The sequence below is a fragment of the Sandaracinaceae bacterium genome (assembly GCA_016706685.1).
Taxonomy (GTDB): domain Bacteria; phylum Myxococcota_A; class Polyangia; order Polyangiales; family Houyiibacteriaceae; genus JADJJE01.
In genome coordinates this window covers 198522-215739 of record JADJJE010000002.1, presented here as the reverse complement: position 1 = coordinate 215739, position 17218 = coordinate 198522, and the positions used below count along the sequence as shown (strand labels likewise).

16 protein-coding genes are annotated in these 17218 nt (G+C 72.9%); 9 read left to right on the top strand and 7 right to left on the bottom strand.

Annotated elements, in window-relative coordinates; all coding sequences use genetic code 11:
• Position 1: 1 nt before the first annotated feature.
• Entirely contained in the window at positions 2-505 is a 504-nt protein-coding gene (locus IPI43_04465) for a hypothetical protein (GenBank protein MBK7773380.1), read from the bottom strand.
• A 91-nt stretch (positions 506-596) separates the two neighbouring features.
• Complete coding sequence (locus tag IPI43_04460) at positions 597-1388, bottom strand: hypothetical protein (protein ID MBK7773379.1); 792 nt, start codon at positions 1386-1388, stop codon at positions 597-599.
• Positions 1389-1675: 287 nt separating this feature from the next.
• On the opposite strand from IPI43_04460, the gene IPI43_04455 reads away from it, so the two are divergent.
• From IPI43_04455 to IPI43_04445, 3 genes are all read left to right on the top strand, one after another.
• Complete coding sequence (locus IPI43_04455; protein ID MBK7773378.1) at positions 1676-2887, top strand: acyl-CoA dehydrogenase family protein; 1212 nt, start codon at positions 1676-1678, stop codon at positions 2885-2887.
• A complete protein-coding gene (locus IPI43_04450) occupies positions 2884-3957 on the top strand; it encodes a phosphotransferase family protein (protein MBK7773377.1) in 1074 nt (357 codons plus the stop codon). The genes IPI43_04455 and IPI43_04450 overlap by 4 nt, the downstream gene beginning before the upstream one ends.
• Positions 3958-4614: 657 nt before the next feature.
• Positions 4615-5034, top strand: coding sequence for an amidohydrolase family protein (locus IPI43_04445; GenBank protein MBK7773376.1), 420 nt, complete (start codon positions 4615-4617; stop codon positions 5032-5034).
• Here the strand turns inward: IPI43_04445 and IPI43_04440 are convergent.
• On the bottom strand, positions 5022-5705 hold the full coding sequence (locus IPI43_04440) for a TetR/AcrR family transcriptional regulator (protein ID MBK7773375.1): 684 nt from the start codon (positions 5703-5705) through the stop codon (positions 5022-5024). The genes IPI43_04445 and IPI43_04440 overlap by 13 nt on opposite strands.
• Before the next feature lie 215 nt (positions 5706-5920).
• Here IPI43_04440 and IPI43_04435 point away from each other — a divergent pair, with 215 nt between their 5' ends.
• From IPI43_04435 to IPI43_04420, 4 genes are all read left to right on the top strand, one after another.
• Entirely contained in the window at positions 5921-6814 is an 894-nt protein-coding gene (locus IPI43_04435; protein MBK7773374.1) for a DUF547 domain-containing protein, read from the top strand.
• 128 nt (positions 6815-6942) lie between these two features.
• On the top strand, positions 6943-7536 hold the full coding sequence (locus tag IPI43_04430; GenBank protein MBK7773373.1) for a hypothetical protein: 594 nt from the start codon (positions 6943-6945) through the stop codon (positions 7534-7536).
• 81 nt (positions 7537-7617) lie between these two features.
• Positions 7618-8187, top strand: a complete 570-nt coding sequence (locus tag IPI43_04425) for a Uma2 family endonuclease (protein ID MBK7773372.1) — start codon at positions 7618-7620, stop codon at positions 8185-8187.
• 47 nt (positions 8188-8234) lie between these two features.
• Positions 8235-8807: a hypothetical protein gene (locus IPI43_04420; protein ID MBK7773371.1), complete on the top strand. Its 573-nt coding sequence runs from the start codon at positions 8235-8237 to the stop codon at positions 8805-8807.
• A 6-nt stretch (positions 8808-8813) separates the two neighbouring features.
• Here the strand turns inward: IPI43_04420 and IPI43_04415 are convergent, their stop codons facing one another.
• From IPI43_04415 to IPI43_04400, 4 genes are all read right to left on the bottom strand, one after another.
• Positions 8814-10562 (bottom strand): hypothetical protein, encoded by a 1749-nt coding sequence (locus tag IPI43_04415; protein ID MBK7773370.1) that lies wholly within the window; start codon positions 10560-10562, stop codon positions 8814-8816.
• Positions 10559-11278: a hypothetical protein gene (locus tag IPI43_04410; GenBank protein MBK7773369.1), complete on the bottom strand. Its 720-nt coding sequence runs from the start codon at positions 11276-11278 to the stop codon at positions 10559-10561. Before IPI43_04410 ends, IPI43_04415 begins: the two co-directional genes overlap by 4 nt.
• A 172-nt stretch (positions 11279-11450) precedes the next feature.
• On the bottom strand, positions 11451-13463 hold the full coding sequence (locus IPI43_04405) for a hypothetical protein (GenBank protein MBK7773368.1): 2013 nt from the start codon (positions 13461-13463) through the stop codon (positions 11451-11453).
• Positions 13448-14371, bottom strand: coding sequence for a hypothetical protein (locus IPI43_04400; GenBank protein ID MBK7773367.1), 924 nt, complete (start codon positions 14369-14371; stop codon positions 13448-13450). The genes IPI43_04405 and IPI43_04400 overlap by 16 nt, the downstream gene beginning before the upstream one ends.
• Between IPI43_04400 and IPI43_04395 the strand changes: the two genes are divergently transcribed.
• Positions 14346-15668: an NAD(P)-binding domain-containing protein gene (locus IPI43_04395; GenBank protein ID MBK7773366.1), complete on the top strand. Its 1323-nt coding sequence runs from the start codon at positions 14346-14348 to the stop codon at positions 15666-15668. The genes IPI43_04400 and IPI43_04395 overlap by 26 nt on opposite strands.
• Positions 15669-15680: 12 nt before the next feature.
• On the top strand, positions 15681-17204 hold the full coding sequence (locus IPI43_04390; protein MBK7773365.1) for a hypothetical protein: 1524 nt from the start codon (positions 15681-15683) through the stop codon (positions 17202-17204).
• Positions 17205-17218: the final 14 nt, after the last annotated feature.

The window sequence follows — 17218 nt, the reverse complement described above, 5'->3', positions numbered from 1 at the left end:
CTCAGCGGTCCAGGCGGCGCAGCAGCGTGTCGAACTCCACCGTGCAGCGGCGCCGCTGGCCGTTGACCGTGGACATGTAGCTGCGGGCGCCGCGGCCCGTGAACTGGCCGTTGGTGAACGTGAGGTCGAAGTGCGAGTCGCCGCGGTCGGGCCCGGGCGCCACGCCGGCCTGTGCCGAGACGCCGAGCACGTGGCCGGTGGACGTGACGTTCAGCTCCCAGTCGGGCCAGAACTGAGAGTCCGGTAGGTCCATGTGCATGGTCACGCTGCCGGGGATGCCATTCACGGCGGCCACGTAGGAGTTCACGAAGCCCGAGCCGCTGGCGTCGCCGCAGGTGGCGCGGTCGAGGCGGTTCTGGAAGACGTAGAGGCCGGGCCCCAGCACCGCCTGCGTGGCGGCCGGGCCGGTCTGGGCGGAGGCCGCTTGGGAGAAGGCGCCCAGCTTGGTGGCCAGCGCGCCGGTGAGGCAGCCGAGGAGGAAGACAGCGAGCGTGATCTTGCGCATGAGAGTCCGTACGGGTGCGGGGTGAGAATGTTGCGGTGCCGCCAGTATGCCGGTTCCCGCGGGTGCTCGCCTCCGTCCCCGAGCGGGACGCTCAGGGCGCCGTGAGGTGGCTGAGGTCCACCGGGTCGGGCGACGGGGTGGTCACGTAGTGGCCCTCGTAGGGCGGGTCCACGCTCTGGCCCGAGGTGCCGGCGCGGCCGCCCACGTGGCAGTTCGAGCAGTTCACCTCGTTGGAGTACACCGGCATGGGCCAGCGAAAGACGCCCACGCCGTGGCTCTGGCCCGACTCGTAGGTGCGCGTGGGCAGCTCCTCGCGCAGCGCCGTAATGCGCTCGCGGAAGGGCCAGCCGCGCTCCACCGCCAGCGCGTCCGCGCGGTCGAGCGTGCGCGTCATGGCCTCCATGTCGCCGGACACCGCGTACAGCTCGGCCAGCATCATGAGCTGGCCAATGGGCTTGAAGGGCGCGATCTGCGAGGTCCACATGCACACGAACGTGTCGCAGCCCTCGTTCAAGTCGATGGCGTACTGCACGGCCACGTCGTCGTGGATCATCCCGTAGGTGAAGGGCGCCGCGGCGCGACCCTCGCTGCCGGCGATGGCCGTGAGCTGCGCCAGGTGCTCGATGCCCTCCTCGGCGGGCCCCAGCATGAGCCCGCGCATGGACGAGTTGTTGTGATAGAAGACCTGCGCCGGCAGGTGGTTGGGGAGCGAGGTCTGCAGGCTGCTGGCCCCACCGATGATCTGGTCGAGGTGCTGCAGCACCAAGCGCAGGTTCACGTTGTCCCCGCTGAAGGCCTGCGACACCTGGAACACGGCGCCCGCCGTGCGCAGCAGCTCGAGGCGCGGTGACGCCGCCGCGTTGGCCATCTGATAGGCCAGCACCTTCTCGTCCCAGGCGGGGTAGGCCTCGTGGTCCGAGTTGGTGATGAGGTCCCAGTACTCGGCCTCGAGGGCCAGCTCGAGGCTCGGCCCCCCACTCGCTCGGGTCCTGCACGCGCTCCTCCGGCACCACGCGAATCACGCCCAGCTGTGTGGGGGCGCGCGGGTCGCTGGGTGCTTCCCCACAGCTGACAGCGCCCAATAGCGTCATCACCACCAGCAGCACGGACGTTGACCTGGACGTTGACTTATTATCCATGCGGCTAATACTAGCGAGCATGCCCGAACGAATGCAAGACCCCCTCGCCGATTTCTCCCAGCACGGGTTCCCGCTGTCCGCCAAGGAGCTCACGGCGTACCTCGAGACACACGTGTTCCCGCTGGAGGCGCTGCTCTCGGCGGGCCGCCACGAGGAGCTCGCCGCCGGCATCGCAGAGGTGCGACAGGACGTGAAGGCGCGCGGCGCGTGGGCCCCCATGGCCCCGCGTGACGTGGGCGGTCTCGGGCTGCCGCTCACCACGCAGGCGCACCTGGGCGCCATCTTGGGGCGCTCGCCGCTGGGTCACCACGCGTTCGGCGCGCAGGCTCCCGACGCCGCCAACATCGAGCTGCTGCACGCGTTCGGCACGCCCGCGCAGAAGGAGCAGTACCTGCGCGGGTTGGTGGCCGGGGAGCTGCGCTCGTGCTTTGCCATGACCGAGCCGGGGCACGCGGGCAGCAACCCCACGGAGATGTCCACTATCGCTCGGCGCGACGGCGACGGCTGGGTGCTGGACGGCAGCAAGTGGTTTGCCACCAGCGCGCACGGCGCCGACTTCTGCGTGGTGATGGCCGTCACCAACCCCACGGGCCCGGTCTATGGGCGGGCCAGCTTGTTCATCGTGCCGTGCGGCACGCCGGGCTTTCGTCACGTGCGCCGCGTGTCCGTGATGGGCGACGAGGGCGCGGGCTACGCCAGCCACAGCGAGCTGGCGTTCGAGGGCTGCCGCGTGAGCGCCGAGCATCGCCTGGGCCCCGAGGGCGGCGGTTTCCTCTTGGCGCAAGCACGGCTCGGACCCGGGCGCGTGCACCACTGCATGCGCTGGGTGGGCGTGGCCGAGCGTTGCTACGACATCATGTGCGCGCGGCTGGTGTCGCGCGACATCGGCGGCGGCAAGCCGCTGGCCAGCCGACAGCTGGCTCAGGCCTGGGTGGCGGAGTCGCGCGTGGACATCGACACGTCGCGGCTGCTGGTGCTGGACGCGGTGCGGCAGATCGAGGCGCACGGCACCGAGGGCGCGCGAGTGCCCATCGCGGCCATCAAGCTGCACGTGGCGCGCGCGCTCGACCGCGTGATGGACCGCGCGGTGCAGGCGCTGGGCGCGCTGGGCATGACCGACGACACCATCCTGGCGTATCTCTACCGGCACGAGCGGGCCGCGCGCATCTACGATGGCCCCGACGAGGTGCACATGACCACCATCGCGCGGCACGAGCTGCGCCGCTTCGGAGGTGCGAAGTGAGCGACCGGAAGCCCGCGGGCGAGAGCAAGCCCGAGTACGACGACGTGGACCCGACGCGCCTTGCCGAGTGGATGGGTGACCACCTAGGGCTGGACGTCACGGCCCATGACCTCACGCTCGTGCGCTTTCGTGGCGGACACTCGAACCGCACCTACGGCGTGACGTCTCCGGCGGGCCGCTGGGTGCTGCGCCTCCCGCCCACAGGCGCCGTGGCCAAGGGCGCGCACGACGTCTCGCGCGAGTGCCGCGTGCTGGAAGCTGTGGCCCCCGAGTTTCCGCTGGCCCCGCGCGTGGTGGCCACCGAGGACGACCCGGCGGTGCTGGGCGCGCCGTTCTATCTCATGGAGCACATCGAGGGGACCATCCTCCGCAAGGACTTCCCGGCGGACATGAAGCCCACGGAGGACACGCGTCGGGAATATGCGAGCGCCCTGATCCGAGCCCTGGCGTTGCTGCACCAGACGGCCACCGACAGCCCCGCGCTGCGCGCCATCGGCAACCCGGTGGGCTACACGGAGCGGCAGCTGAGCGGCTGGGCCAAGCGCTTCGACGACAGCGCCACGCGCCCGCTGCCGAAGGCCACGCAGGCGCTCGCGTGGCTCACCGCGCACCTGCCGCGCGAGGACGCGGACTGCGTGATCCACAACGACTGGAAGTTCGACAACGTGGTGTTCGAGGGCGCGTCCACGCGGCTGATTGGCGTGCTGGACTGGGAGCTGGCCACGCGCGGCCACCCGCTGATGGACCTGGGCACGGTGCTGGCGGCCTGGGTGGAGGTGAGCGACCCTGTGCCCGTGCAGCTCATGCGCCTCGGCCCCACCAACCTGCCCGGCATGCCCACGCGCGCCGAGCTGGCCGCGCTGTACGGCACGCTCTCGGGCCACGACACAGCAGCGTGGCGGGCGTTCCACGTGTTCGGGCTGGTGAAGCTGGGCGTGGTGGCGCAGCAGCTGTATGCGCGCTTCCTGCGGGGCGAGACACGCGACCCGCGCTTTGCCGCGCTCGAGTACGCCATCCCGGCGCTGTTCGACTTCTGCGAGAAGCACATTCACCTAGCCGAGACCGCATGACCTCCCCCTTCAACGACAACCGCGCCAGCGGCGCGGAGGTGCCGGACATCGTGGACGCGCACATGCACCTGTGGGACCCGCGCACCACCCCGCGCGCGGTTTCTCCCTTCGTGCGAGCGCTGGGCGCGCACCCTGCCGTGCTGCGGCGCGTGGCGCAGGCGGTGATGCCGCGCTCGGTGCAAGACTTCTTGGGCGACCCGCGCTTCGTGCTGAACCCCTACCTGCCGGCCGACCACCGCGGGCACGCGGGCCTGCGCGTGGGGGACTACGTGCACGTGGAGGCTGGCTACGTGGCGCTGCGCCCGCTGGGCCTGGCCGGCGAGAGCCGCTGGCTGGCTGGCCTGCGTGACGGCCCGCGGGGCGTGGTGGGCGCCGTGAACCTGGAGTCGCCGCAGCTCGCCCAGCTGCTGGACGCGCACCGGGCGGCCACGCCGCGCTTCCGTGGCGTGCGCGACAAGCTGGCCCACTCGAGCGCGCCGGGCGTCATGAGCTGGGCGCGCGCCGCGGCCCGCACGCACCGGCCGGCGTTCCGGCGCGGCTACGCGCTGCTGGGCGAGCGGGGCCTCCGCTTCGACGCTTTCATCTACAGCACGCAGCTGCACGAGCTGGCGCAGCTGGCCGAGGCGCACCCCGAGACGCCGCTCGGTGCTCTGCCACATGGGCACGCCCGTGGCGCTCGAGGGGCCCTTTGGGGGCTGCGGCACCACGCCGGCCGCGCGGGCGGACATTGCCGCGCGCTGGCGCGACGGACTCTTGCGCCTGGCCAGCCTGCCTCACGTGCACGTGAAGCTGAGCGGCATGCTCATGCCCGTGGTGGGCTTTGGGTTTCACCAGCGAGCCGAGCCGCCGGCGGCGAGCGAGCTGTTCGAGCGGCTGGGCCCGCACGTGCGCTTTGTGCTGGACGCGTTTGGCCCCGAGCGCTGCATGTTTGGCAGCAACTTCCCCATGGACGCGGTGTCCGCGCCCTACGGCGCGATTGTGGGCATGCTGGAGCGCACCATGCAGGACGCGGGGCTCAGCCCCACCGCGCGGCAGGCGGTGCTGGCCACCACGGCGCGCCGCTTCTACGCGCTCTGACCGGGCAGGGGCGGCGTGCGCAACAGGCCGTCCAGCACGATGGTGGCGATGGCGTTTGCGTAACGCTCCACGTCATCGGCGGGTGAGGGCTGCGTGTCGTCGAGCGCGCTGTTGAAGGCGCTCATGGCGAACACCGCCGGCCCTCCGCTGAACACCAAGAAGAAGATGGCCTGCCATGGGACGTCGCGCAGCTGCCCCTGCCCCTGGGCCTGCTGCACCATGCTGCGCGCCACCTGCACGAACACGCGCACGTGGCGCTCCACGATGTAGTCCATGCGCGGGCCACCGAGCGCCCCTTCGCGCGTGACGATGCTGAGGTTGTCCGAGAACGTGGCGGACAGCTTCACGTACTCCACGATCAGGCTGCGCAGCCCGAGGCGCAGGTCCCCCGAGCGCAGCACGTGCTCGAGCCGCGCCGTGAGCTCGCGGTTCATGGAGCCGAAGCTCCAGTCCACGGTGGCCTCCCACAGCTCCTGCTTGGACCCGAAGTGGTGCCGCAGGAGCGCGTGTGTCACCCCCAGGCGCCGCGCGATCTCCCGCACGCTAGCCGCCTCGAAGCCGGTGTCCGCGAACTCGCGCAGGGCCACCCGCAGGCACTCGTCGGTGTCGATGGCAGGGGCCTGCCCGGTGCGCGGGCGACCGGGGCCTCGGGGTTTCTTGGTGGCGGCCATGCAGACGGGGGCGGGATATCACACATCCGGGCGGCGCCGCTCGAGGGACGCTCTCCCACGTGGGCGTGGGCGTGGGCTGGCGGGGGGCCGGCGCGGCCCGCCCGCGCTCGGTTTTGTTCGTCGCCGCCCCCCCCCTCGCCCCCCGGGACCCCCCCCCCCTTCCCCGGAGCGATGAACGCGGCTAACGTCTCGGCCGCTTGGGAGTACGCTGCGGCATGCTCTCCACCACGCGGCGTACCCTGGTCTGTTTGTCTCTGGTCCTCAGCGCTTGCGGCGGAGGCAACGGAGGCGCCACCAGCGCCGAGGGCAGCGAGGGCAGCGCGCCCGTGGCCACGCGCACCACGCCGGCGGAGCCCGAGGGCGAGGCCGCGCTCACGCCGCCCACAGTAGATCCCGAGCCGGCGCCCAACGCCGCGATGCCGGCGCCCACGTCGTTCGACGTGACGGCCTGGGCCGGGCTGCTGAGCACCTATGCCACCGAGGACGGCGGCTTCCGGTATGCCGCGCTGCTGGCCAACGCGGGCGACCAGGCCACGCTGCGGCAAGTGGTGGAGGCCGTGGCCAACGCCAGCCCCGTGGCCTACCCCGAGCGCAGCGCGCAGCTGGCGTTCTACATCAACGCCTACAACATCCTGACCGTGAGCGCGGTGGTGGAGCGCTTCCCCATCGACAGCGTGATGAGCGTGCCCGGCTTCTTCGACACCATCACGCACACCGTGGCCGGCAACCCGCGCACGCTGAACGCGCTCGAGAACGACATCATCCGCGCGCAGTTCAGCGAGCCGCGCATCCACTTCGCCGTGAACTGCGCCAGCGTGGGCTGCCCTTGGCTGGACCGCACGCCCTTCACCGCCGAGAACCTGGACGCCTCGCTGACCCGCCTCACGCGGCAGTTCGTGGGCCAGTCCACCAGCGTCGACAGCCGGCGCCGGCGCGTGGTGGTCAGCCAGATCTTCGAGTGGTTCGCGGGCGACTTCCAGGCCGCGGGCGGCGTGCGCGCGTTCTTGGTGGCGCACACGGAGCACGAGGCCACGCGGGTGCAGGTGGCGGACGAGCGCATGCGGATCGCGTACACGCCGTATGACTGGGCGTTGAACGCGCGGCCGTGAGGCGCAGGTCGTCCCCGGGGTGGTGGGACCGCAGCGGTAGCCCGTATTGCCCCGCCCGAACGGCATTCCGTACCAACGTCACCCCCTCGGCGAGACATATGCCCACTCTGGTGTATATGGAGGGCGTCATGTCATCGCAGCCACCGCGCACCCCCGAGACCTTCGAGGAGCTCACGAGAGCCATCAACTTGTTGAAGGCTCGCACCATCCCCGGTCGGCTCAACGCCGACGGTGAGGTTCATCTGACCGAGTCGCTCGGCGCGCTTCCCTCCGTGGAAGAGGCCGAAGCCTGGTATCCCGTGCTGACCGAGGCGCTCGGGCGCTTGCGGGCCGCGGGTGGGGAGCCGGCGGAGCCGCCGCAGATCCCGCAGACCGCAAAGCAGCTGAAGGCGGCCATCGAGCTGCTGCAGCAAGCCACACGCCCCGAGGGCATCGGCAGCCGCACCGCGCGCGTGCGCCTGCACCAGCTCATGGGCGGCATCTTCCCCAGCCCCACCACGGCGGCGCGCTGGCAGGCGGCCCTCGAGGGGCGCATGGAGACGCTGGCTGGCCCGCGCGTGCCCGCCAAGCCCATGGGTGGCGGTCGGAAGCCGGACAAGAAGCGCCCGGGTGGCCCACCGGTGTTCGAGCGCTCGCGCGCCGAGCCCACCATCGCGGTCACGCGCCGGCCGGTGAGCGACAAGCTGCGCCCCAAGGTCATCGCGCCGAAGCCGGGCTCGTAGTCCTCGCGCTCTCGGGCGCGGGAGGCCCGCGGAGGTGACGCCGATGCGGACCGCCGCCCGGTCCGCTATCCTGGCCAGGTCATGACCGACCCTGCTCGCCGCTTTGCCACCTACGAGGACGTTCTAGACGCGCCCGAGAACAAGGTGGCTGAGGTGCTCGCCGGTTCGCTGTACGTCCACCCACGGCCTGCCATGCCGCACGCCGCAGCGGCGACTGGGCTCGCGGAGGAGCTGGGCCCGCCGTTCAAGCGTGGCAAGGGCGGCCCCGGCGGCTGGTTCATCGTGGCCGAGCCGGAGCTGCACCTGGGCGGCGACATCCTCGTTCCTGACCTCGGGGGCTGGCGCCTCACCACGGTGAGCCACTTCAGCAACGAGGCCTACGTCGAGACTCGTCCCGATTGGGTCTGCGAGGTGCTCTCACCCTCCACCGAAAAGGTGGACCGCACGCTCAAGCTGCCCATCTACGCGCGTGAAGGCGTGGGCCACGCTTGGCTGGTGAATCCCCTGCTGCACACGCTGGAGGTGCTGCGCCTCGAGCACGGGCGCTGGGTCACGCTCGCCACTCACCACGACGACCAACGGGTGCGCGCCGAGCCGTTCGACGCGATCGAGCTGGACCTCTCTGTGCTCTGGGCCGGCATCCAGCTGTGAGCCCACACGCAGTGGCGCGCGTCCCGTTCCGGGAGGACACTGTGCCCATGCGAATCGCCCGTCGGCTGCTGTGGTGTCTGGTAGCCCTAGCGGGATGCACCACGGGGCCGCACGACTCGGACCGGCAGGTCATTGGGCAGGACGAGTGCGTGACCTGCCACCAGTCGGACTACGACCTCACGGCGCGCGCGGACCTGACACCGCTGTGCAGCCCCATGCGGCCCGACCACCCGGCGCTGCGCCTCGATGTGGCCTGCGGCAACTGCCACCAGGAGTTCTCGTGGTGCCCGGCGCTCGAGGCGGGCGAGCACCCCGAAGACTGCTTCCGCCTGCGGGGTGCGCACGACGTCAGCTGCCAGAACTGCCACGACCCGAGCATCGGTCCATCGGCCAGCGGGCTGAACACCACGTGCACGTCGTCCAGCTGCCACAGCTACCGGGGCTCGGCGGGCGAGCATGACGAAGAGCGCAACTACGACGCGGCGTACGAGCTGGCCACGGCCAACGGGCGCCAGAACTTCTGCGTGTCGTGCCACTGGTCGGGGCGCGATGACCCCGAGAACGACCGCCTCCAGCTGGACGGGAACCCCAGCTGCCCGCAGGCCGCCGGCGCGCCCTGAGCCGCGCTACAGCACGCGCCAGACGGCGGTGAGGAACACCGACACGCCGCGCACGTCGAGCGCGAGCCAGGCGTCCACGTCGAGGCGCAGCGTGGCCGGGCCGCGCCACTCGGCCGTCATGCCCACGCGCTGCTGGTTCCAGTAGCCCAGGTCCGCCCGGTAGCGCCCCACCGTGCCGCGATAGCGCCCCGAGAGCTCGAGGGTCTGGTTGAGCAGCAGGCCGCCCGCGGCGATGCCTCCGGCGTAGCTGGCCAGCAGCAGCCCGCCCCCCGCCGACAGCGTGGCCTCCACGAACGTGGTGCCCTCGGCGCCCAGCGGCTGGCGCAGCGTGGCAAACGCGGTGGCGCGCTCGAGGCCGGCCGCGCCCTGTGTGTGCACCAGCGAGCCCCCGAGCGCGAGCCTCGTGCGGCCCAGGGCGAGGCGGGCGGTCAGCGCCCCCACGTAGCGCGCGTCGTTGCCGTTGCAGTTCTCGTCCTCGGCGTCGCTCAGCGTGCGGGCGCTGGGCACCGCGAGGCACAGCCAGCCCGGCGGCAGCTGGGCGTCCAGCCAGCGTGAGCGGTCGGGCTTGCGCATGTCGAAGCGCGCGCTCAGGTCCAGGTCGCCGAAGCGAGTGCTGAAGTCCGCGCCCGCCGCGCTCACCTCGAGGCGCTTGGTGGTGAAGCGCTCGATGAAGTCGTAGAGCGAGAGCTCGAGGTGCGCGCCCACGCGGGTGGTGCCCGGAAAGATGGAGCCGGCCAGGTTGAGGCGACGCTCGTCCAGCTGGCCGCCGAACACCGAGCCGTGCACCACCAGCGTGCCGCTCGGCCGCAGCGCCGACTCGGCGTCTTCGTACTGCGCCACCACACCAAAGCGTGCGGCAGCGATGCTGGGCGCCGACGAGCGCGGGTCCGGCGGGAAGCCACCAAACGCGCCGATCTGGAGGCCGCGCCACGCGGGAGACAGCACGGAAGCGCCGTCCAGCGTGCCGATCAGCGGGGCCGCGTAGCGCAGGCGCCCCACCGCCGCGTAGAACGAGCCACGCTCGCCGTACACGGCCTGCAGCGCGCGCACCCGCACGATGGGCCGCGAGGCGCTGCCGGCGCGCATGTCCATGCCGCCGCCCAGGTAGAGCTGCAGCGCGGCGTCCACGTCGAACACCAGCGGCAAGTCCGTGGGCTGCGCCCGCAGCTGGGCGCGCAGCACGGTGCGGCCGTAGGCGCGCTGGGTGCTGCCGATGGGCACCTGCACCAGCTGGCTGCCCGAGAGCACCAGCTGGAGGCGCTGGTTGGTGCGCTGCGCGGGGCCGAGCGGGACGTGCTGCGGGTGCTGATCCTCCGCCGGGGGGCGCGCCTCGGGCCACTGGCCTCGGTAGGCAGCGAGCGGCCGGGCCTCGCGGCGCGTGATGGTCTCGGGCTGCATCTGCTGCTGGGCGTGGGCCTGCGGCGCGCCGTCGAGCACGCCCTCGGCGCCGATGGCGAGCGGGGCCGGCAGGCTGCTTCCGATGCGCACGCTGGCCGAGCCGCGCGCCACTTGCTCCACCTCGTAGCGCGCGTCGCCGAACACCACGGTGGCCCCGGGGTAGAGGCCGGCGCTGGCCCCGGGCTCGATGAAGGCGTGCTCGCCGGCCACGGCGGTGACGCGCACGGCCACGCTGCCCGCGGGGTGTTCGGGAAGCTGCGCGCGCGCAGGAGGGCTGCTCGAGAGGCCCGCCAGCACGAAGGCGCCCACGAGGAGGGCCCCGCGCAGCGCGCGCGTGAGTTGCCCTACGCGCCTCATGGCACGGCCCCCCCGGGGTGGCACGAGAGACAGCTGGCCGCCTGCAAGCCCACCGGGCGGCTGTGCTGCGCGGTGATGGCCGAGAGGCGGTGCGCGTGGCAGCCGTCGGCGCAGCGCAGGCGCTGGGGCAGCGAGGCGCTCGCGTGGCACGACTCGCAGGGCGCGTCGCGGTGGCTGCCGGTGCTGATGCGGAAGAAGGCGTCGTGGTCCACCTGCCGGAGCGCCGCGCTCGAGCCGTCCACCGCGGAGGGCGACGCGAAGGCCGGGCTCCAACTGCTGGGCCGGTGACACAGCGCGCAGTCCCGCGGGAACGGGGTGCCGCCGCCGTGGCCGCTGTGCAGCGGGTGCGTGCCCAGGTTGAAGTAGTCCCGCGCGTGGCAGCCGAAGCAGTCGGAGGGCACGTCGGTCCACTGCCGCTCGCCCGTGCGGCGATGGCAGCCCGTGCAGTCGGCCAGCACGTGCATGCCCGTGAGCGGGAGCCGCGTCTGGCGGTGCAGCGCGATGGCGTCGGTCTGCTGCCAGGAGACGGCGTTGTGGCACTGCGCGCACTCGCGGCCGAGGCGCCCCTGGTGCTCCGTGTCTTCGTGGCAGGACACGCAGGCGCGCACCGTGCGCTGGCCGTCCACATGGCACTGCGCGCACGCGGTGTTCTGGTGCTGGCCCGTGAGCGGGAAGCCGGTGGTGGAGTGGTCGAACCCCTGCCCGCCGCTGCCCACGGCCAGCGACCAGCCCTCGGTGGTGTGGCAGGCGGTGCAGGCCAGGCCCTCGGTGAGCGACGCGTGTGTGCGCCGCCGGGGCGCTCGGGCGCTGGGCGCTGCGCCACTGCGATCCCGAGCGCCGCCGACAGCGCGGCGGAGACCAGCAGGAACGCGAGCGCCTGCGACTGCGTCATGGCCACACCCACTCGGCTAGCTCCGCCAGCGTGGGGGTGCCCCCGCTCGCCTGGGTCACGGCGCCACTGTCCCCGCCCATGGGGCACACGCCCAGCGTCTCGGCCGACACGTCGCGGGGCGCGGGGGCTTCGGGCGTGGCGTGGGGGTCGGCGTGGCAGTCACGGCACTCACGGTAGCCCAGGCGGTAGCGCACGGACGAAGCCCCATTGCGCAGCGTCACGCTCGCGTGGCAGCCCGCGCACGAGACGTCTTGGTGCCTTCCGTCGATGGGGAACGTGGTCATGGCCGCGTGGTCCCAGTCGGGCAGCGTGAAGGCCGTGGTCTCGTGGCAGTCCGCGCACCCACGCAGGGGCTCGCTGCTGCGGAACTGCCCGGCGTGGGTGTCCTCGTGGCAGCCCTCGCAGTCACGCGGCACACCCCGGTAGCGGGGCTGCGTGACCCCGGCGGCGCGCTCGGCGGCGCTGGGTGCGTGACAGCCCTCGCAGGCGGCTTGCGCGTGGGCGCCCGTCAGCGGCCAGGTGGTGTGCGGAACGCGGGCCCCGGTGGCGCTGCTCCAGCCCGTGGTCTGGTGACACGACGCGCAGCCCCCCTGCGCCATCTCGCGCCGGAACTGGTTGCCGTGTGGGTTCTCGTGGCACGAGGCGCAGGCCTGCTCGGGCACCCGCAGGTCATGCCGCGGGCGCTCGGCGCCGTGACAGCCGGCGCAGGGCACCGCGGTGTGCAGCCCGGTGAGCGGGAAGTCCGTGGACGCGTGGGCCGCCACGCCGAACGTGGTGGGGTGAAAGCCGTGCGGCGTGTGGCAGCTGGCGCAGTCCGCTTGGGCGCGCCCCGCGAACTCGCCGGCGTGCACGTCCGCGTGGCAGTCGGCGCACTGGTCGAACTCGAGCCCGCGGTAGCGCTCCGGCCGCGGCATGCTCAGCTCGTGGCACTCGGCGCAGGCCACGTCGGCGTGCTGCGCCACCAGCGGGAACGCGGTGAGCGGGTGCGCCTCGAGGCCCACGCGGCGCGGCAGCCCCAGCCACTCGATGCTGCGGTGGCAGGTCTCGCAGCGGTTGCCGAGCGGCGCCTCGTGCACGGGGCGGTGGCAGCTCACGCAGCGCGCGCCGCCGCTGGGCGCCTCGGTGTTGCCCTGGTCGTGGCAGGACGCGCAGGCCACGCCGCGGTGGCCGCCGCCCAGGCTGAGGCCGGGGTGCGCGAAGCCGCGCGTGGTGTCGGCCCAGCTGAACTCGTTGTGGCACGACACGCACTGCGCCCCGAGGCGCCCCTCGTGCGGGTCCTGGTGGCACGACGCGCAGGTGGAGAACTCGATGCCCAGCCACTCGGGAGGTGTGCCGTGGCAGGCCGCGCACGCCACGCTGGTGTGGCCACCGCGCAGCGGGAAGCGGGTCTGTGCGTGGCTGAAGGCGGCGCGGTTGGCGCGCTCGAAGTCCGTCTGGTCGTGGCACGACTGACAGGCCGTCCCGAGCCGGCCTTGGTGCACGTCTTGGTGGCACGACGCGCACCGCGGGCTGGCGTTCAGGAACGTGGGGTTGCCGCGCTCGTTGGCCCCGCGGTGGCAGTCCCGGCAGCTTGCCGCCACGTGGGCTCCCTCGAGCGGCCAGCCCGTGTCGCGGTGGTCGAAGCTGTTCATGCCGCCCGCCGGCCAGCGCACCAAGCGCGCGTCGCGGCCACGATGCTCCACGTGGCAGCGCCCCGCGCACGCCTGACCGCGGTAGGTGGTGCCGTGCAGCCCCTGGCCGGCGCGGATGCGGCTGGCGAGGTCGTCGTGGCACCCGAGGCAGCGCTGCGCGGGCACCTGACGACCGGACGCGTGACAGCGGATGCAGTTGTCGTCCCCCTCGAGCTCGTGGTGCGCGCGCGAAAGCGGGCCCGGGCTCAGCAGCTGCGCCGCCCCGGGCGACGGAGACCCCGCGAGCACGCCCGAGACGCACAGCGCTGCGACGGCGGCGTAGGACCCCAGCAGCAGCGCCGCGAGGCCGCGTCGAACCGGCGCTACTCGAAGATCCATCGGTACCCGTAGAGCCAAGCGACTCCCACGTGAATGGGGACGAGCAGGATCAAGAGCACCGCCAACATGCGGTGGAACGCACGCCACGACTGCAGCAGCGACGTGAAGCCCACCGCGAGCGCGTCCTGCACGCCGATGGCCACCACGCTCTCGCCGAACACCACCACGGGCGGGACGTCCTGAGCCCCCGCGAGCAGCGCCGAGAGGCCGGCGCGACGTTGGCGCGCCACGCGCCACCACCCGGGCACGTGCAGCAGCTTGCGAAGGAGCGAGGCGTCGTTGTCCACCACCAGCGGTTGGTGGGCGCGCAGCACCGCGTGCAGCTGTGTGCCGAGGCCGGGCCGCGCCTGGTCGAACTCCTCCACCAACGCGATGAACCGCGGCATGTCGGCCACGGGGCTGAGCGCGTAGAGGTAGCGCCCCACGAGCCCGGTCCAGACCACGAGGGTTAGGCTCACGCCGGTCATGAGCGCGATGCCGGTGCGGAACTGGAAGGCGCTGTGGAACAGCACCAGCGCCCCGCCCGCCAGCCCGGAGAAGACGTGGATGTCGAGCCACAGCCGCATGGACCCGAGCTGCGCCCGCGCGAAGCGACGGCGCGCCAGGTAGAGCAGGTTGGACAGGATCAGCGCGGTCCCGACGATGCCGTAGCCGTGGCCCACGAGGCCGCTCGGGCGGAGCAGCTCATAGGCCGGGTGGTCGAGGCGCGCGTCGAGGTCGTGCCCGTAGAAGTCCCAGCCCACCAGCGCGAGCCCCACCCACAGCGCCAGCAGCACCAAGGCGATGCCTGCGTCCGCCCGGCGATTGCGGCGCGCGAGCTGCGGGGGAAGGTGCGTGGCCATGGGGAGCTTGAGAGAGCTGCGTGAGGTATAGCACTCTCCCATGTCCCCCACGTTGATCTTGCTCATGCTCGTGGCGGTCTCGCTCCTGATCACGTGGTGGTGGAGCTACCGGGAGCGCCAGCTCACGCACGACGGACGCGCGCAGCTAGAGGTGTTGAGCGAGCTGGGTGACGTGGTGCCGCCCAGCCTGCACCCGGTGGTGGACCCGCTTCGGTGCATCGGCTCGGGCTCGTGCGTGCAGGCTTGCCCGGAGAAGCAGATCCTGCGGGTGGTCAACCGGCGCGCGGAGCTGATCAACCCGCTGGCGTGCGTGGGTCACGGGGCCTGCGCGGCGGCGTGCCCCACCAACGCCATCCAGCTGGTGTTCGGGACGGCCAAGCGCGGCCTCGAGCTGCCCGCCATCGACGCGCACTTCGAGACCAACCAAGAGGGCGTCTTCATCATCGGCGAGCTGGGCGGCATGGGGCTCATTCGCAACGCCGTGGAGCAGGGGCGGCAGGCGGCGGCGCACATCGTGGCCGGCGGTAAGCGTGGCGCGGGGGAGGTGCTGGACGCCGTGGTGGTGGGCGCGGGCCCCGCGGGGCTGAGCGCGGCGCTCGCGCTCCACGAAGCAGGACTGCGCTATGCGTGGCTCGAGCGCGAGGAGGAGCTGGGCGGCACCATCTTGCAGTACCCGCGCGCCAAGGTGGTCATGACCGGGGCCATGGAGCTGGCGCTGTACGGCACGGTCAAGAAGCGCACCATGCACAAGGAGGAGCTGCTGACGCTCTGGCACGCCATCGCGGAGAAGACCGGGGTGCGCCCCACGGGCGGCGTGCTGGTCACGGGCGTGGAGGTCACCCCGTTCGACGTGCGCGTGCGCTCGGCTGACCGCGAGTGGCGCGCCGCGAACGTGCTGCTGGCGCTGGGGCGCAGCGGGGCTCCGCAGAAGCTGGGCGTCCCGGGCGAACAGGCCCCGCACGTGTCGTACCGGCTGCACGAAGCGGACGCCTTCGCGGGCAAGCACGTGGTGGTGGTGGGGGGCGGCAACTCGGCGGTCGAGTCCGCGCTCATGCTGGCCAACGCCGGCGGCTGCGCATCGGTGGCCATCTCGTACCGCAAGGAGCGCTTCTTGCGGGCGCGCGGCGACAACCGCCAGGCCATCGAGCGCGCCATCGAGCAGGGTCGCGTGACGGCCCACGCGCCGTCGCAAGTGCTCGCCATCCACGCGGGCACGCTCGACCTCACGGTGGATGGGCCTTCCGGGCGGCGCACGAAGACCGTGCCGTGCGACGCGCTGATCATCCAGGTGGGGGGCACGCCCCCGTCGCAGCTGCTCTCGAGCATTGGGATCGAGCTCGTGACCAAGTACGGGGAGCGCTAGCCGCGCGAGCCCATGTCGGCGCTTGCGCGGCTCGGGGAGAACGGCGACGCTGCCCAGCGTGAAGACACCCCGCTGCTCCCCCGCAGGCCCGTGCTCGTGAGGCGCTCACCCCGGCACGCCGCCCTCCGCTGGGCGCTGCTCACCAGCCTCCTGCTGGGCTGCGGCGACGACGCCGCCAGCACCCCCGCGACCACGGCGCCCGCGCTCACGGACACACCGCCGCAGCAGCCGGCCGCGCAGCCGACGCCCATACCGCCCACGCCCCGCCCGCCCGGTGACCCCGCGCCCACGCCGCCGGGGCAGCCCGCGTCCGACGGGGCCGCCGCAGACCCCGGCACGCCGCCCGACACCACGGCCGACGGCGCCGCTCCCACACCGCCCGGTGGCACTGCTGGCAGCCCGCCCGGCACCACCCCGGCGGACGCCACGGCAGCCGGCGCACCCGGCGCCTGCACGCGCGAGGACCGCGTGCCGCTCGAGGTCATGCCCGAGCGCGGCGCCCCGGGCCTGGCCACCGAGGGCACCACGCTGTGGGTGGCGGGCTATCGCTTCGACGAGGGCCGCGAGCGCGTGCAGGTCATGCGCGTGAGCGCGGGTCGCGCGGTGCTGGAGGGCGAGCTTCAGGTGGACCCGCCGCTCACGCAGGGGCGGCACGCGGCGCCCGGCCTGCTGCACGACGGCACGCGCACGCTTCTGGCCTACACCGACGGGCGCGGGAAGCTCTTCGTGGCGGCGTTGGGCGGCGCGCCCACGCTCATCTCGGAGCTGGCGGACATCCGCCTCTCGCCCACCCTGGCGAAGGTGGCGGGGGGCTATGCGGTGACCTTCACGGACTCGAGCGGGCCCACGCCGCGTGCGATCCTGGTGCGCCTGAACGCCGAGCTGGGGCGCGTGGCCGAGCACGTGCTGCACCCAGACTACATGGGCGGCACGGCACCGTTCTTGGTGCGCGAGCCCGACGGCAGCGCGCACCGCGTGGCCTTCGCCGACCCGCGCCGCGGGCTGTCCACGCTGCTGCTGGCCACGCTGGGTCCCGACGGGGTGCCGAGCGGCGAGCCAGTCACTGTGTCGGTGGTCAGCCAGCTGACCGACCCGGCCCGTGTGGTCATGGCCGAGGCGCGCGACACCCGGCGTCTGCACGTGGGCTTCACGGCCGTGGACGCACGCGGCGCCACCGCGGTGGGCCACCTCTTCAGCAACGGCCCCAGCAACCCGCGCCCGCTCATCCAGAACCGCGGCTACGGCGTGCTGGACCTGGACGCCCTCGGCCTGCCCCACGGCGCGCTCTTCGTGGTGGACTCGCCGCTGGCCGACCCGGACACCTCCCCTCGAGAGCTGGTGGTGCGCCTGGTGGACGGACAGTCGTTCGGCGAGCCGCTGAGCCTGCGCAGCCCGGATGGAACCGCCCGCGCGGGGCGGCTGGCACGCTTGGCCGACGGCACGGTGATGGTGGCCTACACGGGCCTGCGCGAGATCTACGTGGAGCGCCTACGGTGCCCGGAGATCGCCGCGCCGGTGGCTGCCCCTGCGCCCTGACCGGGCCGCCTTGA

Bases quoted from the DNA above. Each gene is read 5' to 3' on its own strand.
- IPI43_04390 (MBK7773365.1), top strand. From the start codon at position 15,681: ATGTCGGCGCTTGCGCGGCTCGGGGAGAACGGCGACGCTGCCCAGCGT.
- IPI43_04415 (MBK7773370.1), bottom strand. From the start codon at position 10,562: ATGAGGCGCGTAGGGCAACTCACGCGCGCGCTGCGCGGGGCCCTCCTC.
- IPI43_04405 (MBK7773368.1), bottom strand. From the start codon at position 13,463: ATGGATCTTCGAGTAGCGCCGGTTCGACGCGGCCTCGCGGCGCTGCTG.
- IPI43_04435 (MBK7773374.1), top strand. From the start codon at position 5,921: ATGCTCTCCACCACGCGGCGTACCCTGGTCTGTTTGTCTCTGGTCCTC.
- IPI43_04440 (MBK7773375.1), bottom strand. From the start codon at position 5,705: ATGGCCGCCACCAAGAAACCCCGAGGCCCCGGTCGCCCGCGCACCGGG.
- IPI43_04445 (MBK7773376.1), top strand. From the start codon at position 4,615: ATGGGCACGCCCGTGGCGCTCGAGGGGCCCTTTGGGGGCTGCGGCACC.
- IPI43_04455 (MBK7773378.1), top strand. From the start codon at position 1,676: ATGCAAGACCCCCTCGCCGATTTCTCCCAGCACGGGTTCCCGCTGTCC.
- IPI43_04425 (MBK7773372.1), top strand. From the start codon at position 7,618: ATGACCGACCCTGCTCGCCGCTTTGCCACCTACGAGGACGTTCTAGAC.
- IPI43_04395 (MBK7773366.1), top strand. From the start codon at position 14,346: ATGTCCCCCACGTTGATCTTGCTCATGCTCGTGGCGGTCTCGCTCCTG.
- IPI43_04400 (MBK7773367.1), bottom strand. From the start codon at position 14,371: ATGAGCAAGATCAACGTGGGGGACATGGGAGAGTGCTATACCTCACGC.
- IPI43_04430 (MBK7773373.1), top strand. From the start codon at position 6,943: ATGTCATCGCAGCCACCGCGCACCCCCGAGACCTTCGAGGAGCTCACG.
- IPI43_04465 (MBK7773380.1), bottom strand. From the start codon at position 505: ATGCGCAAGATCACGCTCGCTGTCTTCCTCCTCGGCTGCCTCACCGGC.
- IPI43_04420 (MBK7773371.1), top strand. From the start codon at position 8,235: ATGCGAATCGCCCGTCGGCTGCTGTGGTGTCTGGTAGCCCTAGCGGGA.